Origin of the sequence: Pseudoalteromonas sp. S558, assembly GCF_005886635.1 — a bacterium.
Classification (GTDB): domain Bacteria; phylum Pseudomonadota; class Gammaproteobacteria; order Enterobacterales; family Alteromonadaceae; genus Pseudoalteromonas; species Pseudoalteromonas aliena.
In genome coordinates, this window is record NZ_PNDU01000314.1 from 1 (window position 1) to 22,717 (window position 22,717).

Below are 22,717 nucleotides of genomic sequence, written 5' to 3' on the forward strand. Positions count from 1 at the left end.
CAACTGAACTACCACTCCATATTTTCGTTGCTGTTTAGGTCTCCCTGACAGCGGCGTGAATAATACGAACCAACCCCTATTTCGTCAAGGGCTTTTTTGTTTTTTTATAGGTTTTTTAGTCATCTGACATCGAAAGGTTTAAAATTTCACCTGATTTGTCATTTTTTGAGCCATTTTTACCAAGTTGATTTTTTCCTGAGTCGGTAACTTTGTCTTCGCCCACTTTCTTTTTCTTTAAAAAAGGCAGCTTCACGTTAAATTTTATCGGTTTTTTCTGGACGAATACACGAATGGATAACCAACCTATTAATAAAATGAGTAAATTACAACCAACTATCAGACTCGTTAGCATAGCAGCTGTCATTTTTTCTTCTTCTGGTTCGCTCTGAATTATTATCTCAGGTTCACTAATTGCTGGTATTTCGATTTCTGGAATAACTTCGATGGGTCGTGCAACTTCAAATTTATACGTTGGCAGGGTCGCCATAAATTCGCGACCATTAATATTTGTGCCAAAAATGGACAGTTCGATATTATATCGTCCCCAATCATAATTTTTGACACTTAGTTGGCGTGATTGATTAGCGACCGCATCTATCACAAACATTTGCTCTTCGTTATTAGGATAGTAAATCTTTCCTTGGATAATTACTGTGGCAGGGTCAACCATTGTGTTATCGATATTAATTGTTAAAAGATGATCGTCTCCATCTTTACCTAGCTCAATATCGTAACTTAGGGGAGGTTCGTGAACGATTAATGGGTTTTGCACTATTTGACGTTCAAGCAGAGGCGTTATGATAGAAAGCACGGGAGTCCACTCACCAGCAGGAAAACTAAACGTTAACTCTCCTGTAAATACGCCATCCCTCGCACGCTCATCTAAGTCATAGCCATCATCTTTATACGTAGCAACATCTTCCCTACCCGCCCCAAAATTTGCATAGTTTTCTTTATTGGTGCTAATAAAACTAAGGTCTAAGTTAACTACATCTTTAAAAAAATCAGCATTGATCAGCTCGCCATCATTTAGTATTTGACCAGTAACTTTAATTGTTTCGCCCCTAAAGATTAAAGAAGGGAATGATTGTACCTCTAAATCTATTTTCCCTAATGCAATAACTCGACTATTAGAGCGGATCCTACCTATGGCCTGCCAAGGGCCTGGCATAGGGTTTTTAATACTAACAATGTCGTAACTAATTTCATCATACCAGTCGACCTCTAGGTTTTTAGCAAGCTCACTCACTAAGTACTTACTTCCATCGGGCCTAACTAAAACCACGGCCGGAGAACCTGGTTCCCTAAAAATTAGCAATGTTATTTTATCTAGGTTGCTATCTATACGAAAACGATTCTCCAGCAGAGGGATCTCATTTTGTTTCCCGTCGCGCTTTAATAGTTCAACTTGCTTAACGCCGTACGCGCTGCTTGTAAAAATACTAGCAACACATAACACGGTTACAAAATATATCGTTTTCATTATATTGCCTTATTCAGCGCGCCATATACATTGGCCGCCTTCTTTATTTACAAGATCTAATCGGGCTTCGTGTGCACTTTGCTCAGCATCGCTTGCTCGTAATACGACTAATGGAGCTCTGTCGCTATTTAAACGCTTAATCCCCCCTTTTCGCTGTTCACTGCCTCCATCTTTATTTTGATTTAAGTTTAGCTTTGTTTGACCGCCTGTCATGGCAAGGTAAACGTCGGCTAAAATCTCAGAATCCAGTAATGCGCCATGTAACGTTCGCTTAGCATTGTCTACATCGTAACGGCGGCATAACGCATCAAGGTTGTTCTTTTGGCCTGGGTGCAAGTCACGCGCCATTTTAAGGGTGTCGAGCACTTGGCAGAATGTATTCGTTTTAGGATAGCCCTGATTAAGCAATGCAAATTCGTTATCCATGTGGCCAATATCGAACGGCGCATTATGAATAACCAGTTCAGCCCCTTCAATATAGTCGAAAAACTCTTGGGCAATTTGATGAAACAGTGGTTTATCACGCAAAAACTCGTTAGTAATACCGTGAACGTCGATTGCTTCCTCTTCGCTTGGTCGTTGTGGGTTTATATAAACGTGAAAGTTATTGCCTGTTAAACGACGGTTTACTAACTCCACACAACCAATTTCTATAATACGATGCCCTTGTTTAGGGTCGATGCCGGTGGTTTCTGTATCTAAAACTATTTGTCTACGTGCCATATCGAATTTAGCCTGATTCTGGTATCTTTCTATAATCACTTTATTGTACATAAAATCAAGGTAAAACAGTGCAAAAAACCGTAGAGATTTACACCGATGGCTCATGTTTAGGTAATCCAGGCCCCGGCGGTTATGGTATTTTTATGATTTACGATGCCCATAAAAAAGAATTAAGCCAAGGCTATAAACTCACAACCAATAACCGAATGGAAATGCTCGCGGCCATTGTAGCCCTTGAATCACTCACTCGAGAATGCAAAGTAAACCTAACAACCGATAGCCAATATGTTAAGCAAGGTATTGAATCGTGGATCACTAACTGGAAAAAACGTGGCTGGTTAACATCCGCTAAGAAACCGGTTAAAAACGTCGATTTATGGAAACGCCTAGACAAGGCATGCAGTGAACACACTGTGACATGGAAATGGGTTAAAGGGCATAGCGGCCACAAGTACAACGAAATAGTTGACGACTTAGCACGCGATGCCGCAGGCAGTAAAGATTTACTAGAAGATGTAGGTTACCAGCCTTAGTTTATTCTAAGCTAGTTGTTATACCAATTTTATTAAAAACATGTTCATTCTATCGCATTAAATAACTCACTAACTGCGTTAAAAATTATTCATATAGAACAACTATATGTCACAATTTTCGCCTTGTTAATGTGCTATTTTCTTAGCGCTATAATAGATCACTTATTTAATGCAATTGGTATTATTTTCTTGCTCGCACGATTTAAAGTGTTGTTTAGATGTTTGCCTAAGCCCCGCACCTTTTACGGGTGAAAATTGCGGCCTTGCATGCCATTTAGGTTTTATTGGCGTAAGTGGTGCCACTCTTTTTCGTGCCACCAGCATATACACACTGCCCATTGGTTTTAAATATTGCTTTGCAAACGTACGCCAAAACTCAAATCTTGATAGCCTATTACCTCTTGCCAGTGATGAGTAGATAAAACGCTCATCACTAACAATTTCAAAGCCAAGTAAGTTTAACCAATCTTTAACCCGTGCTGGTGTAAAAAAGCGTCCTGTCCACGGTAGCTTTTGACCACTAAAAGGCAGCATTTGTGCAAGTCCGCACAAACTAAACGGATTAAAGCCAGTAATTAATATATAGCCGCCTGGAATAAGCGTGCGATGCGCTTCTCGTAAAATATGATGTGGATCTGAGTGATACTCTAAGCAGTGGCTTAATATACAGGCATCAATACTGTGCTCGTAAAATGGCAGCTCATCGATATCTGCCACAACACCAGTATGAGGCCCTGGCTCTGCTACGCACACCTGATGTTTAATCATGCTTGTGCTTGTGTTCAACTCGCCACTTAAATTACCCAACTTAAGCATATGATAGCCAAACATACGCGGCAGCCATTGCTCCATCTTGCGTTCGATATCTGTGCGCAAGTAATCCCCATGAGGAAACTGCTGCCACGACAGTGGTTTGGGTCCTTCTTGAAAGCTAAGGGCTGGTTTCATTTTTTGAGCTCGTTATACTATGTGATAAGTGTCACTTTATAGAGCAATTTACCATGGTGCAAGTCAAAGCAATTAAAGCCTTTTCTGATAATTACATTTGGTGTTTAACTACCGATAACAGTAACCAAGCATGGGTAGTCGATCCAGGACAAGCCGAGCCTGTATTAATGTATTTAGCGCAGCATAACTTAACACTTGGTGGTATTTTGATCACACATCATCACTACGACCATACAGATGGCGTCACTGCATTAGTTGACGCCTATTCAGGGATCTCGGTTTATGGCCCTGCTAATAGCCCGTTTAAAGGCGTTACCCACCCACTTAATGACGGGCAAAGTATCAGTGTGCTTAATACTAACTTTACTATTTTAGCGACGCCTGGGCATACGCTTGATCATATTTGTTATACAAATGCTGAACTTGCTTTTACCGGCGATACATTATTTAGCGCAGGCTGCGGGCGTTTATTTGAAGGCACTAGCGAACAAATGTGGCACTCATTTAATAAACTAAGAGCGCTGCCTGCCAGTTGCAAAGTTTATTGTACGCACGAATACACGCAAGCTAACCTTGCCTTTGCAAAAGCCGTTGAACCACGTAACCCTGAACTCCTTGCCTACAGTAAAAAAATAGATGAATTACGTAGTAACAATCAAATTTCCCTACCAACCTCTATCGGGCAAGAGCTAAAAATAAACCCATTTATGCGTAGTGACCTACCTACAATGACAGAGCTGGTACCGAAAGAGTTTATATTACTCACAAAAAATAATGAACCTTGGGAAAACTTTGCTAGTCTTAGAATGTTCAAAGATAATTTTTAGCGCATTTTAATTTAAAATCATAAACTTAAAATAGATAAATAATTTCAGCCTGGCGTTAAAAAGTCATCCAGTGGCAATATTTGCTCATTACAGGTAGTATTCGCCGAGTTTTTTACCCAATGTATTGGTATTTATGAATAAATCTCCCCTATTAGTAGTCTTGGCGTTCACGCTAAGTGGTTGTCAAACAGTCACAACCTTAGAGTCAGACTCTCAAATTGCCTCGCAAGCAAATCAGCAGCTAGGCGGCGCAAGCCCCAACGATATTAACAATGCATTGATGGTAAACGCACAATATCAGCAAATTGACAGTGAAGAACAAGAAGCCCCCGTGTTTGATGATGTATGGGAGCGCATCCGCTATCAACTTTCTATCGACATACCACAAAACCGCCCCGTTGTGGCAGAGCGTAATTATTACGCAAGGCACCAAGCTTACTTAGATCGTATTTCCAAACGCGCGGAGCCCTATTTACATTTTATTGTTGAAGAGGTCGAAAAGCGTGAAATGCCAATCGAAATTGCACTATTGCCAATTGTAGAAAGTGCATTTGATCCGTTTGGTTATTCTAATCGCAGTGCATCTGGCATTTGGCAGTTTATGCCTGCAACCGGTGAGCGATTCGATTTAAAACAAAACTGGTGGTACGACGGTCGCCGTGACATTGTGCAATCGACTCGTGCTGCACTTGATTACTTATCCTATTTACATAAAACACTCGAAGGCGATTGGTTAAATGCAATTGCTGCGTATAATTCGGGTGAAGGGCGTTTAATGCGCGCGATTAAAAAGAATCGTAAAAAGCATTTACCTACCGACTTTTGGTCTCTTGATTTACCAAGAGAAACAACAGCCTATGTGCCTAAACTATTAGCCCTTGCTGATTTATTAAAACGCTCAGATGACTTTAACGTCACATGGCAGCCTGTTATTAATGCACAAGTAGTTGAAGTGGTTAATATCGGCTCTCAAATCGACTTAGCACTGGCTGCCGATATGGCTGATATGACGCTTACTGAGCTATACAGGCTAAACCCTGGCTTTAATCGCTGGGCAACGGATCCAAATGGTCCTCATTCTTTATTATTGCCCGTAGATAAAGCAGAGCAATTTAGCCAAAAACTGACACAAACAGACATTAAAGATCGTTTACGCTGGCAACAATATACAGTAGCACGCGGTGATAGCTTATCGGTAATTGCTAAAAAGTTTACAACAAGTTTGAGCGCTATTCGTTCGCTTAATAAACTCAAGTCAAATACGATTAAAGTAGGCCAACAATTATTAGTTCCGCTGACTGATGGCGCAATAAATAGCGAGCATTTACCAAAGCAAATGCGCTTAGCTGCAAATAGAAGCACACGAACTAAACTTACCCATAAAGTCAAAAGCGGCGATACATTGTGGGATATTAGCCGAGAATACGATGTGACTATGGATGAATTAGCTAAATGGAATAAGCTGAAGAAAAACTCTGTGCTGCGCCTAAATCAAAAACTAACTGTGTATAAGTCAGCTAATAAACCACAAGCAACAGCAAGCACCAACCGTACTATTACATACAAAGTACGCCGAGGTGATTCACTGGCACGTATTGCGTCTAAATTTAACTTAGCTGTTAACGATATCATTAAGTGGAATAATTTAGCTGGTCAAAAATACTTACAACCTGGCCAAAAGCTAAAACTTAAGGTAGATGTCAGAAGTAGTTAATTTATAAAGCTATAAAAGCAAAAAGGAGCGCATGCGCTCCTTTTTTAAATGTCTTAAGTTAAGCCGGTAACTTATCTAGCCATACTTTTAGCCAAGGCTCTGCTACTGGCCATGGTTCAAAATCTTCACATGCATCTATTTCTAGGCGGTTACCAATAGGTTTTGCTTGTAAATCGCGTAGTAGCTCGTCAAAGCTACGCCCTGCTCCACAAAATGTATCGCCGTAGCATCTGTCACCCATTGCAATTACACCAAATGGTTTATCAGTAAGCATCGGGAAAGTGCTATTCATTGCAAAGTACAACCCAGCCAAATTACTCGGTACATCACCTTGGCCAGTTGTGGAGGTAACAATTAAAATATGCGATGCATTTTTTATATCATCAAGTGATGCTTCAGTAATTAGCGTTGCAGTATGACCCGCTTGCTCTATTGTGGCTGCAACTTCATCGCTCAAACGCTCTGCACCGCCATTAACGCTGCCTACAAAAATACTAATATGTGCCATTAATAATCCTTTTCTTGCTCTGGCCAACCTAGCTGTTTACATATTTCAAGCATGTCTTCACCTAGTGGCGCTTTAATTGTTATTGATTCATTACTATAAGGGTGCACAAAACTAAGCTCTGTTGCAAATAACATTAGCCGTCTTAGCTCAAAATGATCCCTAAAAAATTGATTATGCTGGTTATCACCGTGATTTACATCACCAATGATAGGCAGTGATAAGTGCTTTAAGTGTCTGCGAATTTGATGCTTGCGCCCGGTTTTTGGAAAACACTCAACTAACGAGTAACGCACTGTTGGATACTTACCTATAGGAATAGGCAATGCAGCTTGGTGCAAGCAATTAAACTGGGTTTGCGCTTCTTGCGGTGCTTTATCTTGATCTGCAAACTTATCAGCTATTTTATCAAGTTCTTCTTTAAGCGGTTTATCTAAAAATACCGACTCTGGTGCAAAACCGCGCACTAAGGCCAAATAGCGCTTAGCAATGGTGCCCTCAATAAATAGCTGGTTCATATCGCGAGCAGCTTCAGAGCTCAATGCAAACAGTAATACGCCCGACGTAGGCCTATCGAGCCTATGTACTGGAAATACATGTTGCCCTAGTTGGTCGCGCAGCATTTGCATAGCAAACTGGGTTTCGTGTTTATCTAAAAACGAGCGATGCACTAATAAACCAGAGGGTTTATCTATAGCCACATAGTTTTCATCTTGATACAAAATTGTCAGCTCGCCATATTCAATAGACGCTGGGCGCTCACTCATTTGGTTCTCCTAAAAAGGTATCAAGGGCTGTTAGTAATTCAATTATTTCAGCATTTCCTGCTTTATTCATAAGCGTCATTTGCGCCATAGGGGCAATATCAAAGTTACGTGGCAGTGGTTGCTTATGCGTTATTAATTGCTGTATTTTTTCAATAAATACAAATTGTAACCACTGCTCAAACGCCATTGTATCGTGGCAAAAAGGAGTGTTTGAAAGCAGTGCATCAGCGTCTGTTGGCTCACTTTGCCAAAGCGCATGCTTTTGTAAAAGTGCCGTTAGCTGCACTAAATAAGTTTGGGTTTGCTGGTACATAACCACCCTCTTTTATATATGTAATGCAATTATACCCTGTTCCCTCATAGGCGGCTATGGCGTATAATTAATGTAATTTTGCAGTAAAAACAGTTGAGAAAACAATGAGTGATCAAATAGCTACATTAGGTCAGCTTTTAGATGGTGCGGGTACTCAGTGGCGTGCTTTTGATATTGGCAGGCACATTACTAAGCTTGATAAAAAACAGTTTTTAGCTATTGAACAAGCTCAAGTGCCATACCCTTACCCTCTTGCTGGTCATGCATGGCTCGCCATTCAATTTTGGGATACTAAAGCCAGTAAAGAGCCGTATGTATGGTTTTTAAAGTTTCCACTTGATGAGCAAAGCATGCTGGTAAGTGCTAGTCGCGATCACTTTGCTGATATGGTTATTCAAGCGCTAGGGACTGAAATTACAGGTGAGCAAGCCGATGGAAAGCTTGATAATAACCCTTATGTTTTTACGCCAAACGCAAATAAATTAGCGGCATTTAACGCCCAAGTAAAAGTACTATTAAAACAGCCTGCGTCGCAGTACTACAAGCATGCGCAGTTATACTTTAGCGGTAAGGTTGGTTTTGATAACTGGCAAAGTGTTGCATTACAAGGTATTGCCGATTTTGCACTGCGCTTAGACAGCGATACAAACTTAAGTAATCTGCAAAAAGCATGGCCACATTTGCCTGTTGAAGTACTGCAACCACTCAGTGCTATGCTTGAACACGTTGAAATACCAACATCAATGAGTAAGTTACTTGTTGATTACGCACAAACAGCGATTAATAATAGCGACACTGTAGCGATAACCGCAGCACTAAGATCAATATCAAAAGGTCAAGCTCAAGGGCTATGCGCTCAATTGGTTGATACTGTACTAAGCTCACCTGCTGGGCAAGATTCGGATGTGTTATTAACTATAGCTGGGCGCTGTTTTAAGCAGTTAGAAAACCCTGAACGCCTGCACGTATTTATGGATAACTGCGCGCATCATCAACAAATTGATGAGTTGTTTCCAAGTATTTTTGCTGACTTAGTTGCAATACCGACTATTCGCCCGCATTTATTAGGCTTATTACGTAAAGAAAATCGTAGCGAAACCCTCGCGCGTGCAATTGGAAGGTTATTCTCTTAAATGGCAAGTTTATGGACGTTCATACTTATTGGTAGTGTAATTTACTTATTTTGGCTTAACCGAAAAGTTGCTGAAGCGGCGAACGTTCATGCTAAGCGCCAAAGTGAGCAGCTCCAAGTGCAGCTGATGAGCGTTGCATGCGCAAAACGTCGCTTTGGTTTTTTAAAGAACGGCAAGCCTGGCATCAAAAGTGAATTTATATTTGAGTTTTCAAGCGACGGTGAAAATGCTTATCAAGGTGTGTTAATTATGGAAAATGAGTTTTTGAAAAGTGTGGTTGTTCCGCCGCATAAAATATAAGTGGATTTAATCTAGGGCTAAATTAAATTTACTCCAACACAAAAAACTAAGGCGTAACTAAAGTTACGCCCCAATTGGACTGCTTCCTGCTAGATATCCGTTATCTATAAATCCGTATTATCATCCCCTGAACGAGTAAACAACCTTGTCTACCCTCACATTGCATCCTGCAATATCCATAGCCATCTTGGCAAACCCGCGCAAACTAACGCTTGGCTACATCCTGTAGCATCGTCCATGATAATCCTTTGAAGTAGCTCCTGCCACTTTAGTGCATCATGCACTTCCTGTTCGTCCTTGCTGTCCTTGTTAACTTGTCCTTTTTGCATCCTGCGAGCTTCTGCTATGTTGCCTATTCCGTATCCTTGGCAGTAACTCAGTCATTGAGCTATGTCTTCTTGACAAAGTAAAGTTTAAAGCAATTAAGGGGGAGAAATAGCACTTAACATTGAAAAAATAACTGTCACAAAAATGAAAATATAAAATTAATATTTAATAACAATGATTTAAATAAAAAAAGACCACTTAATAGCCGTCTTTAACTGATAATGCTCACGGTAATGTAAGAGATATCTCACGGACTTACGTCCATTTGGGCGCATTGGCTTACACATAATTTTAAATAGTTGGCTCAATTATTGACTTAAATAGTAACTCGCCATCTACTTGGTTAAAAGTAAGGTGTTTAAATGCTTCAAACTTTTCGGTTTTAAAAAATTCAATGTGTTCTTTACGCGTAACAAATACAGCCATACCGGTTGACTTAGCGTTTGATTTAACTAAATCATCTAACCCTCTTAATAAATAGCGACCAAACCCCTGTCCATGAAAATGCGGATCTACAGCGATAAATGCTAAAAAGTAGTAATTACCTTTATCTGTAAGGGCATCTCTAATTGTTTGTTCTTTTTCAATTAACTGATTGGTCTGCAAATAACCAGCACTCAGCATCAACTTTAATCGCCAGTGCCAATAACGTTGGGCTTGCAGTTGGCTATTTGATTCAAATACACAGGCCACTGCTTTTAATTTATCGTCACGGTATAAACCAATAAGCGGCTGCTTCTCTTGCCAAAAACTACTGAGTTCTTCGCGAATTAATGATCGTAATTTTTTTTCATAAGCCGATTTATTTTCTTCACTATGACCGAGCATGTTTTGTAATACGGGATCGTCATGATAAGCCTGGTAAATTAGGCTCGCTGCAGTACTAATATCTTCTGCCGCTAAATACTGTACGCTGAACGTGTCTGCTTGTATGGCTACACTCATTGTATTTCCTTTATTATTTTAGCTATAGGCTGTTTAACTTTATACCTAACTATATACCTAAAATTATTAACCGTAAATTCAGCGAGAGTTTAACTAGCAGGAGGTACAGTTAGGTACTAGTATGAGTTTTCATTCATTTAAGGAGCAAGTTCATGGACACGACGAAACACGACATTAACACACTTTTTGCGCAGCTTGGATTACCAAATAGTGATGAGCAAATAGATGCATTTATTGCCTCACATGAATTAGAAGACACAACACTGCTCCAAGAAGCTTCTTTTTGGGATGAAGCACAACAGCACTTTTTAGCTGAATCCCTTGCAGAAGACGGTGATTGGAGTGAAGTAATTGACGAGTTAGATGTACGCCTTCGTCAAAGTAAGTAATTTTATTTAATGTCCCTCTCCCTTATTTATTGCTAACATAGCACCTACGCAGCATTTATATGCTGCGTATTTATTTTATTAAAGAGTTATATACCTAATGAATTCAGTTGTATTTGATGCAATTAAAGTCCTTCTTGGTGAAGGCAAAACTCCTACTGTAGCATTAACTAAAAGTCGTTTGGCACAACCGGTTCCTATGCCGATGATTATTGCTGCAGTAAGCCAATATAAAAATAACCCTGATTCAATTAATAACTTCATGAGAAACCCACAGCAGCCAGAAAATACTGAACTTAAAACCAGTCAGTTAGATAGAATTGAGCAAAAACTCGATAAACTGCTTGCGCTGCTAGAACAAAAATAATTTGAGACTATAAATGTTCGTTGTTGATTTAACTTTTGATTGCTACCAAGACACCACCTTAGAACAAGCCGAACAAGCAATAAATCGCTTAGTAAATGCACTGCGTTTTAATGGTCAAATAATGGGTGAAGAATTTCCAACCGTTTTAAAGGATGGCTTTTTTATTACCCGTGTTATGTGCCCGACGGAAGATGCCATGCATCCGTTAAATAATAGTCCGTTTGTTAAGCACAGTATCGAAAAATTACACAGTGCTGGGCTACTGGCACCAAAAGTAAAAATAATTGGACAAGATATTCACTCCAACGGCGCTGATTGCTGTAAAGAGCCATCGAGCTATATTTTATATACCACGTATGTACACACTTGCAGCCCACTTTATTGTGGTGATGACTTTTTGCCTGTGCCGCTATTTCGTATTCCGGCAATTGCTAATGGTGACTATAAAACACTTATAAAGTGGCAAGAGGACTGGCAAGCTTGCGATCAAATTCAGATTAATGGTGCAACCCGTTGTGAATTCCCCGCACTTGAAGAAATATCGAGTATTAAAAGCGACTTATTTAGACGCGGAAAAGACATAACAAAACGCATTAGCTTTTTAACTAAAAAACCGACCTATTATTATTTATACCGCGTGGGTGGTGTAGATAAAGCGTCTGAGCTTGAGCGAAAATGCCCTAGCTGTCACGGCAATTGGAAATTACCTGAGCCGTGGTTTGGGTTATTCGATTTTAGGTGCGAGCCTTGTGGCTTAGTATCTAATATATCGTGGGATTTTCAGTGAACACACTAAATTAATGAATAACAACAGCTTGGTGCTAACCGCACCGAGCTGATTGTTTAGTAGACTCTAAACCTCTAGCGACTTTAAAAAAGCATCAATATTTGGTGCCAGTACATGGTGTGTTTTTTTGCCTACGTGCTCTAAACACACTTCACCGGTGTGAATCAAAACACTTACCAGCAAATCATCTTGATCTGTTAAACCAATAAACACCGTTTCTGGCTGTTTTAACTTACGTTTCATTAAAACGTGACCCGTTATATTTTGTTGTAATAAATTAAAGTCTTCTTCATTCCACGCTTGAAGTAATTCCACTTTGTGGCCATCAATACTGGCTAAAATACTGCCGCCGTACATATACCCGTATAAAATGCTAAGCTCTTTTGGAAATTCAAGCTCAAGTGCACTGGCTAAATTGTTTAGTGACCCCGTAGGCTGCTGCAAAGCCCCATGCCACTGAATGTTTCCTTGCTCGTCTACCTCTCCTACTTCGCACGGACTTGGCCACTGCTCATCATGAGCAATCAGCGGGTATTTTGAGGTTTTTTTAAAGGTTTTTTCACTAAATTGTGTGTGAAGTTGGGCTAACTGCATAGCAACAGACATACTGTGAAACTCATTCAAATTAGATATAATGCTCCTATTGTAACTATTTAAGAGCAAACATGACAGATTACAGCAATTCTCCAGATCTAAAAGGCAGTGTATTAGGCCAATCTACCGAGTATGTGGATGTGTATACACCGAGCTTGCTTTTCCCTATTGCACGCAAGCTAAATCGTGATGCTTTAAATATTGATGAAGCCGCACTCCCGTTTAAAGGACAAGACATTTGGACTGGTTACGAGCTTTCATGGCTTAATGCTAAAGGCAAACCACAAGTGGCTGTCGCCCTCTTTATTTTTGAATGTCAGAGCAGCCATATTATTGAGTCAAAGTCGTTTAAACTTTATTTGAATAGCTTTAACCAAACCCGATTTGAAAGCATTGAGGTAGTAAAACAGCACTTAATTGATGACTTATCAAGCGCGGTTAACAGCCCCGTAAAAGTAACCTTATATAAGGCTGATGAATTTAATTGCTTACCATGCACCTCCCTGCCTGGCGAATGTATTGATGACTTAGATATTGAAATTGATAATTACCATATTGACGCGCATTCGCTTAAATCACAACGTGATGAACTCGTAACTGAAACCCTGCATAGCCACTTACTAAAATCTAACTGCTTAATTACCTCGCAACCTGATTGGGCCAGCATTATTATTAGGTATACGGGAGAGAAAGTTTGCAGAGAGTCACTATTACGTTATTTAATTTCGTTCAGAACGCATAACGAGTTTCATGAACAATGTGTAGAGCGTATTTATAGCGATTTAACCACGCAGCTTAATATTAAAGAGCTAGAGGTTTACGCACGTTATACCCGCCGTGGTGGGCTTGATATAAATCCGTATCGCTCTACGCATTATAACGATACACCGTTCGCGGTTAAAATTAATCGTCAGTAAGTTTTTTACACTGGAATATGAGTGTTGAAAAAGGAGCCTTGGCTCGTTTTCTATTTGTATATTTAATTAATACCAATTCGCTTAATTAAGTGAGCTATTTTGAGGCTGGGAAAACGTGTTGATAGCTAGGCAAAAAAATTGCTATTTAGTTGTTCTCGGCAATTGCTCCTGCATTGCTCTACCTTCTGCATCCATGCAGTCGTAAATGATAATTTTTTAACGCAGGTAGCGACACGTTTAGCCCCGCAAAATGATTAAGTATTATTGCGGATTGGTATAACTTCGCGCTTAGTGGGTATCGGCATGCCACACACATCAACGTAGTTATGTGCTTTAACAAACCAAGGTTCATTACGGTTTTTACGAGCACGGATCAAATCTTTAAACACCGGTGAATTTGTTTTCATTACTTTAAAGATACTTTTATCGCTTTGGACATCGCCAAGCACTTGTATATTCGTAATTGGATTAAATGCTTTACCTTCAATTGGTGTACGCGCTAAACGGTTAAAATGCTCTATCCCTTCTAGCACTCGGCCGAACACCGTAATATTTTTATCAAGATAACGCGGCCCTTGCCCTATCGTTACAAAAAACTCCGTGCTCGCACTATTTATATCGTTATCGCGCGCCATTGCAAACACACCACTGCAGTGTACTTGCCATGTTTGCGTATGTGCTGAATTTTGAGCTACTGCAAAGCCGTTTAAAAAACCGGTAACTGGCGCATATCCGTCGCCATTTAGCTCAGTAATTAAAAGTGGTTTATTTGTTGTTAAATAAAACTCAGCAGGAACTGTTTTATCTGCCGTTTTAATTAACTTTTTACTCGAGCTATCGCCACCTTGTGCGACAAAACCTTCAACAAACCGATAAATGCTAGTATTTTTATAGAACCCTTCTCGCGCTAACTTTTTAATATTTTGAGTGTGCTTTGGGGCAAGCTGTTCATTAAGCTCAATATACGCATCGCCCGTTGGCAGCGTTATCTTTAAAATATTTTGACCGTCAACTACTCGCCAGTCGTTATCTGTTGCACTGGCAACTACCTCACTCGCGCTCATTAAAGGTAACGATTGTTTAGTAACGTCCTTGTTACGTATTTGAGCGCAACCACTTAGTAAAGCGGCTAACAAAACCGACAATATCATTTTTTTCATCACTCACATCCTTAGAATTATTATTTTAGTTATTCCCAGTCAAATTTATATAGCACATCAACATTTTGATACAACCCACTGGTTATCTCTATATATAACTGTGAAAGTAATTGATAGCGCACAGCCACTTCACTCAATGAGTCAAAAATACCAACGCTGTATTTTACTTGCAAACTAGGTGCAACATAACCAGATATTTCTACTTTGGTGTTATCGCCAGTACCTTTAGAGCTTAAGCTCACATCCGACAATCCAAACGTCTCACCCACCTTAGAAACCACCCCCTCACTTCGGCTCACACCTTGAGAAAGTAACAGTTGTGTAAGCATAGCGTCGCTTGAGCTGTCACCTTCTCCTAGTGGTTGCCCATTAAGTAAATACGCAAGTGCTTGAGCTTGATCCATTGCAGGCTCAGAAAATATTTTAAGTGTTGGCTGCTTTATAGTACCTGTAAGGGTAACGCCTGCAATAACATCATTAGCAGTATTTTCTGGATTACGAATAGCTTTAATATTTAAGTATGGCTGCTCTATAGAGCCACTAAAGCCAATTTGACCTGTCCTTATTATTAAATCTTGTCCAAATGCTAAGTAAGTCCCTTCAATTAAATTTAGTTCGCCGGTTGCAATAGTGGGCGCCCCTTGGCTCATTTTAATAGCTAAATCTCCAGCGACTCTTGATGCCAAACCAAAGGACTCTACTTTCACATCATTTTTTAAAATAAGTTTTAAGTCAACATCGTAATCAAAAGGCATCTTTTTAGTTGCTGCTGATTTTTGATCCACAATAATTTCATCATCACTCACTTGTACCGCCCCCTCTGGCAGCTCTTCAATCTCTATACGGCCATAGGGTACAATCACTTCACCAACAAGCTTTAATGCGTTATTGGCTAAGCCTACTTTTAAATCTGGTGATACTTTAAACACAACACCTTGCTGCGCACGTACAAAAAATTGCTCACCTAATACAGATACGTTAACGATAGGTTGTTCGCCTTGCCAATCAACATCACCACTTAACTTAATTTTGCCACCTTGAGGGTCGTTTAAATTGCCTTTAACTGTTGCTGTTGTTTTGTTAAATAAGATATTTACATTCGACTTTTCAAGAGCAATAGGCAGCTGTTCACCTGCTAAATTAATGTCTTCAATATTCAGTTCGCCATCTAAAAGAGGATCCTTTAACGTACCGGTTAAGGCCACTTGCCCGCTGATAGCGCCCTTTATCTGTTCAAGTGTTTCTAAGAAAGGTTGTATGTCTGATAATAAAACCTTATTTATATTCACATTCCCCTTTAGACTTTGTTTATTTTGTATATCATCGATATTTATTTGCGTGGTAATTTTACCCAGTACACTGGATTCTAAATTAGCCTCAAACTTGCCTATTTGCGAATCTGAAAACGCACTGATGTGTAATGTCTCTATTGGCAATTTAAAGCGGTCTTCTTCTGAGGTGAGAATTGCGGTTAATTCACTGGCATTTAAGTTAGCGCGTAATGTTTTAAGCGCACCTGACTGCCAATTTGCAGCAAAGTCACCCTTTACGTCGCCTTGTGTGCGAATATTATTGGGCAATAAGTGCTTGAGTTCTTCAAGTGATAAGTTACTTAGCTTTGCACTAAGCTGCCCAAGTGTATTCGTTTGCAATAAAGTATCTATGCACAATTTACTTTTCGCCGATTGCCAACAATGCGCACTTACATCAAAATCATTATTTTGTGTGTTTACCATTAAGGCAATTTTTTTTGTGTTGCTAAAACTTAGTTTATTATCACTCAACGTTATATTGCTTATTTCACCATTCCATACGCTGCTACTCATTTTTCCGTTAACTTCAAACTCTACAGCGCCTTTTTCTGCATCTACTGATGCGGTAACTTGGTGATCTGTTTTGTCGCCACTAATATCAATTTTTACGCTGTTAATTTGCTGTTCGACCACAAGTGCCGAGCCAACACTTACCGCAACATCGGTTTGCCAATCGGCTGCGGTATCTAAATGCCCTTTTAGTGACAGTTTATTTATATTAATTTCATTAAAAATAAAGCTCTCTAGCATTAACGCCAAGTCAACGGATGGAGTAAGCCTATCCCCTCTCACTTTTAAATCAGCATTGCCATTAGCAATAAATGGCAAATTAGCCTCTTCATCACTTTTTAGCATTACTTTGCCATCAACCTGCCAAGTGTCGTCAACGTGTCCGATTAATGCTAACTCATTGATGCCACTAGTTAAATAAAAGCTATCAATATTAGCTTTTAACGTATTGTCTAGCTTAAAGTTTGAAGCGAACTCTAGTGGTACATCGTTAAGTAATCCGCTTAACGTTGTATTATTCATTTGTAGCTGCCATTTATCATCAGCGGCATTAAACGAGCCTTTAAACTGACCTGAAATATCACTGGTGACGGCATCAGTTAAGTACTGCGCTTTTAAGTTAGCAAGCGTGCCATTAAAGTTAGCCTGTATGCCTTTTTGCCAATCAATATTAGCGTTTATAGTGGCACTGCTTTCGTTCGCTTTAATACTTAGCGTTTGTAAGGTTGCTTTGCTGAGGCTGCCTTTTAATTGGGTATTTAAGTCAACCGCTGGGTACGCACCTAGTTGGCTACTCGCCTGCAATGTAAGCTGATAGTCGTCGGCATTACCTTGTGCATTAAGACTAACATTTTGCACTTTAAGCTCATTACTTTGTGCATCAATAAGCCACTGTTTAATTTTGCCATTTAACTCAAACGGATAGTTTTTTTGCTTTAAATTTGCTGTTGCCGTTACATTGAGCGGGTATTGTCCCTGCGTTTCTAAATTTAGGTTTAAGTTTGATAAATCACCACTCAACTGCAAGTTGGCTTGGTGCTCATCACTTTGTAGAACAACATTCCCTTTTACGGGCAAGTTCCCTGCAAGCTCTGCGTTAAGATGCGTATTAAGCTGCCACTGTTCATACTTTGCTGATAATGACTCTAAATTAACAATTGCATCTTCCAAACTCAATTGCAGCGCTATGCTCTCAATCACATACTGAATTTCGTCTTGCTCTATCGTGACTTTAGCTATTTCAAACTCTTCAATGACTAAGTCAAGTGGTGAAGTAAATTCTATATTAGGCAATGCTGGTAGCTGCGTTATGGGCGCTTGAGTATTTTGCGCAGTTTGTGCTTTAGGGTCTTGCTCTTTTAATGCAACCAGTATACTGGGGATATTCAGGCTTTTAACTGTTAGCTTTGAATCGTCTGCTCTTGCTGAGAGTTTAAAGTTATTAACGCTTACTTTTGCACTTGGATGCTCTAGAGTGAATTTATTTATCGCAATGTTTTTTACAGCAATATTAAAAGGTAAGCTGATTTTTTCAAGTGTCTGTGCAGGGATTTGCTCTTGTGACTCTGTGGTGTTTAGTAACGTTAAATCTATAGATTTAGCGCTGAAGTTATCTATACAAATACCATCGCACTGCCACCAAAATAAATTGAGCTTTAATTGCTGAGCATTAAAATCAAGTCCATCGTTCTTAAATCGTACGTTAAACGTATCGTTATATAAAAAACGCCCATTTTTTATATCTATGTTCAAACCATCCACTGCTTTATTAGCACTGTAAGCTATAAACTGATTACCTGGCGCGGTAAATAATAAACAAAATAATATAACTAAAAGGCTCACTAATATGGCACTTGCGACTGCGGTTACTTTTTTAAATACTGACATTAAATTTCAGGCCCTATAGTAATACTCAAACGCGTACTTTTACTGTCTTTAGTTACGCCCCATGCATGGTCGATTCTGACAGGGCCCACAGGTGTTAAATAGCGAAAGCCAAACCCAGCACCCACTTCGAATTGGTCTGAAAAATCATTTGTTGCCGTACCACCATCTACAAACAAAGCAGCTCGCCAATTTTGAGCAAACTGGTAATTATATTCAACAGTGCCTGATAGTAAATACTTACCCCCAATCAATTCGCCTTCGTCGTTTTCTGGTGAAATAGACTGGTACGCAAAGCCTCGAACACTTTGATCACCACCGCCGTAAAAGCGCAGTGAAAATGGTACGTTGCTTATATCATCAACAAGCATGGCTCCCACATTGCCTTTTAAAAAAACTAAATGGCGATCTAAATACGTCCTTAACCAAGCATGCTGTAATTGCACTCTTATTAAATTAGTACTCGAGAGCATGTCATCTAGAGCGAATTCAGCAGATACCAACCACTGCTCTCCCCAATAAGGCGTAGTTCCCCCTTTCGATTTTTTACGTGCATAACTAATGCCCGGCATTAACATTTCAGTGGTTTTTTCTACTTCATCGCCTATTCGATAGGTTTCTTGGTCGCGGCGTAAAAATGCTGTTCTTACCCACTTGTTTTCAGTCAACCATTGGCGTTGAACTTGCCCTGTTAGTATTTTACTATAAGTGTCGTTTGTCAGTTCATCTTCTAATTTGTAACCCACCGAGAAGCGCCATAAGTCATCATTAGGATCATCAATAGGTACTGTGTAGGCCATTGAAATGTCTTGCTGCTTTTGTGACACATTTAGATTGCTTTCGAGGTAATGCCCATCTTCTGTTATCCATGGTTTAGACCATTTAAAACGTACTTTGGGGCCTAAATCGGTGCTATACCCACCACCAATTTCATAACTATTTGCTGGTTTGTGTAAAACATCGACCTTAATTGGCACTTGGCTATTTTTACGTGCTGCAATATCAGCGTATACACGCACACTTGCAAAGTAAGGGGTACTTGATAAATCAAGATTGTAATCGGCAATAAGCGTTGATTTATAAGGCTGGCCCACAGAGAAAGGCGCTAAAGATCGAATATATTTTACAGCCGGTGTTTTATTCGCTATATCAACAGGACCAAACTGATAGCGCACACCGGTATCAATTAAAAACGTAATAGCTGCGCTATTTTTTTTAAGCGACACTTCTAGTTTTCTTGCTGGCCATTTTGCATCAAAATAACCTAATTCTAATAACATCGACTCTATTTTTTTATGGGCTGAATCGTAAATACCATGATTTAAGACATCACCTTGTTTAATATTGATGTTTTTTACTAATGCTTGAAGAGCTTCATCATTTTTACCATCACCGTTTAAAGCGACGTTAATTGACTCAATTCGGGTTGCAGGGCCTCGTTCAACTTTAACAATTAAGTCGCTGTCGTTTTTGTCAAAATCAACCTCAACAACAGGGCTGTAATAACCTAGCGCTTTTATACTGTTTTCAACTTGTTTTTTTGCATAGCGGCGCAGTGTGCGTGTTGGTTTTTCACCAATGAGTTGTTTTAAATACAGAGCAACGTTATTTTCTAGCTCGCCACCAAGCCCTTTTATTTCATAATCTTCAATCACTTTCTCAGAAGAAAAAGCCTGCGTATTAAAAAAAATGAAGAAGACACACATACAACGTAAAAACTGATTGAACAAGTAAATATCCTTTGCTTTATATTTTTAAAATGTCGTTGATTTCAGCTCGCATATTATCATAGTAATAATGAGCCCAGCATTAATTCAAATATTAAAATTAGTACGCCTTATGCGTTTATTTTGGTTACAATAGCAATAACAAGCACAAAATAATTTAATGAGTTTTTTAATGCAATTTCCTGATGATGATAACGGCCAACTTTTAGCCGAAATAGCCGCTGAAGGCATCGATTTAAATAAAATGCACCAAGTTGATTTTTATATTTTATTTGAACAACAAGCTGATGCAGAAAAGTTTGCAAAGGAAATCGTCACTGATGCCTTAGTACAAAATGCTAAAATTGAAAAATGCACCGAAACGGGTGTTTGGGAAGTGATTGCTCAAGTTCAAATGGTGCCTGAGCACACATTACTTGGTCAAGCTGAGCAATACATTGAAAGCATTGCCAATAGCTCTAACGGCTATGGCGATGGCTGGGGATTAATGGACAGTGAAGAGGCTTAAACGCTGTTAGTCTAAAATCTCCATCAGTTAAGCTTAACGGCTTAACTGATTCGCTTTCCTAAAACTCCCTTTATAGTCAAATAACTTATCTACGACTTTCCAACCATATTTTTTACTTTTACGAGCAATAACAAAATCAGGTGACACTAAATCAAATTGTGCATCAAAAACCTGCTGCGCCGATTTAAAATCTATTGGCATTTGTCCATGCCCTACCCGCTTACCAAACTGTTTATTAAAAATATATTGCGCACCTTTATTACCCATATTATAAATCTCGTCGCAACTTGTGCCATCTTCATCAAAATACGTAACTTTAATCATTTCATCTTTTAGCAAGGAAATGCTAAGCCCGCTGCACCTTAATACCAATGCATCTTTTAAATTAAGCGCATTTCTTAGTTTGTCATCAGGATCAGCCATTACTGCACCGCAATCGTGGCACTTTCGTGCTGCAATGTCATTTTGAGCGCCGCACTGCTCGCACTCTTTAAATCTAAAGCGATAATCACACTGTTCTTTGTGCCCCGCATCGTCTTCTAATAAACCTTTACAGCGCCTACCAAAGTGTTCGATTACTTTTCCTGCTGAATCAGTTTTACCCCAAAATATATTCGCAAAACCACATCCAGGGCACAGTACCTGAACGGGTTCATTATCGCTATCACCTTTTTTATCACCTACTTCAGGATAAAATAAATCAAAACCGTTACCAGCGTAGTCAATAACTAAACAATCTTTCTTTGAATCCGACAATCTTAACCCTCGTCCGACTATTTGCTGATATAAACTTACAGATTCCGTTGGTCTTAAAATAGCAATAAAATCGACGTGAGGCGCATCAAAGCCGGTTGTTAGTACCGATATATTAACTAGATACTTTAATTGCTTAGCTTTAAATTGCTTAATGATTTTATCGCGCTCAGTGTTTGGCGTATCACCTGTTATAAGTGCACTTTGATGAGCTGGCAAATAGCTTAATATTTCCTGAGCATGTATTACTGTGGCGGCAAAAACCATAACACCTTCACGCTCTTCACTGTATTGAATTACTTGCTGTAAAATAGTTTTCGTTGCACGGGTACTCTTTTTTAAAAGCGCATTCATGTCATCGGTCGTATATTGCCCAGATGCATTTGCATTCAAAGCAGAAAAATCATAATGGCTAATAGCAGCATCCACTTCATTCGGAGGGGTAAGGTAATTATTTTTGATCATGTACCTTAAAGGCAATTCAAAAATACAGTTTTTAAAAGGACTCTCGCTATTGCCACGCACAAAGCCATGATAATGATGATGGTAAATCCAGCCCATACCTAATCGAAAAGGCGTTGCGGTTAAACCCAGTACTTTCAGTTCAGGGTTATGTATTTTTAACGCATTAATCACTTTACCGTATTGGCTTTTTTTATCGCCGTTTACTCTGTGGCACTCATCAATAATAAGTAAAGAATAATGCTCATTCAATTTATCTAAATTGCGAGATAACGATTGCACACTAGCAAAGGTAACTTGATGAGTAAGCGATTTTTCTTTCAAACCTGCTGAAAATATACTCGCCTCTAAATTAAAGCTTTTGTACTTTTGTGCGTTTTGCTCAACTAATTCTTTTACGTGAGCAAGTACTAATATTTTTTGTTTAGCAATGCGGGCAAGTTCAGCAATAACTAAACTCTTACCGGCACCAGTAGGCAATACAATAACAGCAGGCTCACTGGTTTTTCTAAAATGTAAAACGGTTCGCTCTACCGCTTCTTGCTGGTAAGGTCTTAGTTTATAGCTCATGGGAAATTAGTAGGTTTTATTAAAGTGATTAACGACAGGACTAGATTTTAACAAACTTTAGGGGTTAAAGCTTAATTTATATAAACCGACCTAAGTGACGTGGTTTAATGGATTCGACTACCCCAGTTAAGAGATAATCAACTTAACTGGAGATCGATAATGACAAAACGTAAAAAGTATTCCAAAGAATTTAAACTTGATGCCATCGCATTAGTTGTTGGGCAAAACTACTCTCAAGCAGAAGCCTCTAGAAATTTAGGG

General features: G+C 39.3%; 23 protein-coding genes. 11 read left to right on the plus strand and 12 right to left on the minus strand.

Annotated elements, in window-relative coordinates:
- Positions 1–115: 115 nt before the first annotated feature.
- Together CWB66_RS18030 and dnaQ are read right to left on the minus strand one after the other, a co-directional pair.
- On the minus strand, positions 116–1,483 hold the full coding sequence (locus CWB66_RS18030) for a TIGR03503 family protein (protein WP_138586444.1): 1,368 nt from the start codon (positions 1,481–1,483) through the stop codon (positions 116–118).
- Positions 1,484–1,492: 9 nt separating this feature from the next.
- Entirely contained in the window at positions 1,493–2,206 is a 714-nt protein-coding gene (dnaQ, locus tag CWB66_RS18035; protein ID WP_138586445.1) for a DNA polymerase III subunit epsilon, read from the minus strand.
- Between the two features lie 68 nt (positions 2,207–2,274).
- On the opposite strand from dnaQ, the gene rnhA reads away from it, so the two are divergent.
- On the plus strand, positions 2,275–2,739 hold the full coding sequence (rnhA, locus tag CWB66_RS18040) for a ribonuclease HI (RefSeq protein ID WP_138586446.1): 465 nt from the start codon (positions 2,275–2,277) through the stop codon (positions 2,737–2,739).
- 162 nt (positions 2,740–2,901) lie between these two features.
- On the opposite strand, the gene CWB66_RS18045 is transcribed toward rnhA, so the two are convergent.
- Positions 2,902–3,687, minus strand: coding sequence for a class I SAM-dependent methyltransferase (locus CWB66_RS18045; protein ID WP_138586447.1), 786 nt, complete (start codon positions 3,685–3,687; stop codon positions 2,902–2,904).
- 53 nt (positions 3,688–3,740) lie between these two features.
- On the opposite strand from CWB66_RS18045, the gene gloB reads away from it, so the two are divergent.
- Both gloB and CWB66_RS18055 read left to right on the plus strand, forming a co-directional pair.
- Positions 3,741–4,514 (plus strand): hydroxyacylglutathione hydrolase, encoded by a 774-nt coding sequence (gene gloB, locus CWB66_RS18050; protein WP_138586448.1) that lies wholly within the window; start codon positions 3,741–3,743, stop codon positions 4,512–4,514.
- 133 nt (positions 4,515–4,647) lie between these two features.
- Entirely contained in the window at positions 4,648–6,228 is a 1,581-nt protein-coding gene (locus tag CWB66_RS18055) for a LysM peptidoglycan-binding domain-containing protein (RefSeq protein ID WP_138586449.1), read from the plus strand.
- 58 nt (positions 6,229–6,286) lie between these two features.
- Here the strand turns inward: CWB66_RS18055 and CWB66_RS18060 are convergent, their stop codons facing one another.
- Genes CWB66_RS18060 through CWB66_RS18070 form a run of 3 tightly spaced genes read right to left on the minus strand, consistent with a single transcriptional unit; the run spans position 6,287 to position 7,813 of the window.
- The gene (locus tag CWB66_RS18060; RefSeq protein WP_138586450.1) at positions 6,287–6,736 is read right to left on the minus strand and encodes a flavodoxin; all 450 of its coding nucleotides are present in this window, start codon (positions 6,734–6,736) and stop codon (positions 6,287–6,289) included.
- Positions 6,736–7,500, minus strand: coding sequence for a tRNA pseudouridine(65) synthase TruC (truC, locus tag CWB66_RS18065; RefSeq protein WP_138586451.1), 765 nt, complete (start codon positions 7,498–7,500; stop codon positions 6,736–6,738). Before truC ends, CWB66_RS18060 begins: the two co-directional genes overlap by 1 nt.
- The gene (locus CWB66_RS18070; RefSeq protein ID WP_138586452.1) at positions 7,493–7,813 is read right to left on the minus strand and encodes a YqcC family protein; all 321 of its coding nucleotides are present in this window, start codon (positions 7,811–7,813) and stop codon (positions 7,493–7,495) included. Before CWB66_RS18070 ends, truC begins: the two co-directional genes overlap by 8 nt.
- Before the next feature lie 104 nt (positions 7,814–7,917).
- Between CWB66_RS18070 and CWB66_RS18075 the strand changes: the two genes are divergently transcribed.
- Both CWB66_RS18075 and CWB66_RS18080 read left to right on the plus strand, forming a co-directional pair.
- Positions 7,918–8,946, plus strand: a complete 1,029-nt coding sequence (locus CWB66_RS18075) for a DUF3549 family protein (protein WP_138586453.1) — start codon at positions 7,918–7,920, stop codon at positions 8,944–8,946.
- Positions 8,947–9,246 (plus strand): DUF3301 domain-containing protein, encoded by a 300-nt coding sequence (locus CWB66_RS18080; RefSeq protein WP_138586454.1) that lies wholly within the window; start codon positions 8,947–8,949, stop codon positions 9,244–9,246. It abuts the gene before it with no gap.
- 618 nt (positions 9,247–9,864) lie between these two features.
- Here the strand turns inward: CWB66_RS18080 and CWB66_RS18085 are convergent.
- Entirely contained in the window at positions 9,865–10,518 is a 654-nt protein-coding gene (locus CWB66_RS18085; RefSeq protein ID WP_138586455.1) for a GNAT family N-acetyltransferase, read from the minus strand.
- A gap of 152 nt (positions 10,519–10,670) precedes the next feature.
- Here CWB66_RS18085 and CWB66_RS18090 point away from each other — a divergent pair, with 152 nt between their 5' ends.
- The 3 genes from CWB66_RS18090 to CWB66_RS18100 all read left to right on the plus strand — a co-directional run bounded on the left by CWB66_RS18090 (position 10,671) and on the right by CWB66_RS18100 (position 12,058).
- Positions 10,671–10,907, plus strand: a complete 237-nt coding sequence (locus CWB66_RS18090; protein ID WP_138586456.1) for a DUF2789 domain-containing protein — start codon at positions 10,671–10,673, stop codon at positions 10,905–10,907.
- Between the two features lie 97 nt (positions 10,908–11,004).
- Positions 11,005–11,271 carry a hypothetical protein gene (locus CWB66_RS18095; RefSeq protein WP_077537523.1) on the plus strand — a complete coding sequence of 89 codons (267 nt, stop codon included), beginning with the start codon at positions 11,005–11,007 and terminating at the stop codon, positions 11,269–11,271.
- A gap of 13 nt (positions 11,272–11,284) precedes the next feature.
- The gene (locus tag CWB66_RS18100; RefSeq protein ID WP_138586457.1) at positions 11,285–12,058 is read left to right on the plus strand and encodes a Zn-ribbon-containing protein; all 774 of its coding nucleotides are present in this window, start codon (positions 11,285–11,287) and stop codon (positions 12,056–12,058) included.
- A gap of 66 nt (positions 12,059–12,124) precedes the next feature.
- Here the strand turns inward: CWB66_RS18100 and syd are convergent, their stop codons facing one another.
- Entirely contained in the window at positions 12,125–12,664 is a 540-nt protein-coding gene (gene syd / locus CWB66_RS18105; protein ID WP_138586465.1) for a SecY-interacting protein, read from the minus strand.
- 59 nt (positions 12,665–12,723) lie between these two features.
- On the opposite strand from syd, the gene queF reads away from it, so the two are divergent.
- The gene (gene queF / locus CWB66_RS18110) at positions 12,724–13,569 is read left to right on the plus strand and encodes an NADPH-dependent 7-cyano-7-deazaguanine reductase QueF (RefSeq protein WP_138586458.1); all 846 of its coding nucleotides are present in this window, start codon (positions 12,724–12,726) and stop codon (positions 13,567–13,569) included.
- Positions 13,570–13,823: 254 nt separating this feature from the next.
- Here queF and CWB66_RS18115 read toward each other — a convergent pair whose 3' ends face one another.
- The 3 genes from CWB66_RS18115 to CWB66_RS18125 are packed head-to-tail and all read right to left on the minus strand — an operon-like array spanning position 13,824 to position 20,166.
- Entirely contained in the window at positions 13,824–14,729 is a 906-nt protein-coding gene (locus tag CWB66_RS18115; protein WP_138586459.1) for a peptidylprolyl isomerase, read from the minus strand.
- Positions 14,730–14,758: 29 nt separating this feature from the next.
- On the minus strand, positions 14,759–18,439 hold the full coding sequence (gene tamB / locus CWB66_RS18120; protein WP_138586460.1) for an autotransporter assembly complex protein TamB: 3,681 nt from the start codon (positions 18,437–18,439) through the stop codon (positions 14,759–14,761).
- Positions 18,439–20,166 carry an autotransporter assembly complex protein TamA gene (locus tag CWB66_RS18125; protein WP_138586461.1) on the minus strand — a complete coding sequence of 576 codons (1,728 nt, stop codon included), beginning with the start codon at positions 20,164–20,166 and terminating at the stop codon, positions 18,439–18,441. Before CWB66_RS18125 ends, tamB begins: the two co-directional genes overlap by 1 nt.
- Before the next feature lie 169 nt (positions 20,167–20,335).
- Between CWB66_RS18125 and CWB66_RS18130 the strand changes: the two genes are divergently transcribed.
- Complete coding sequence (locus CWB66_RS18130; RefSeq protein WP_138586462.1) at positions 20,336–20,671, plus strand: ribonuclease E inhibitor RraB; 336 nt, start codon at positions 20,336–20,338, stop codon at positions 20,669–20,671.
- A gap of 33 nt (positions 20,672–20,704) precedes the next feature.
- Here the strand turns inward: CWB66_RS18130 and radD are convergent, their stop codons facing one another.
- Positions 20,705–22,456, minus strand: coding sequence for a DNA repair helicase RadD (radD, locus tag CWB66_RS18135; RefSeq protein ID WP_138586463.1), 1,752 nt, complete (start codon positions 22,454–22,456; stop codon positions 20,705–20,707).
- Between the two features lie 159 nt (positions 22,457–22,615).
- Between radD and CWB66_RS18140 the strand changes: the two genes are divergently transcribed.
- Positions 22,616–22,717 (plus strand): transposase (locus tag CWB66_RS18140; RefSeq protein WP_138586464.1); only part of this gene is annotated, 102 nt, incomplete at its 3' end.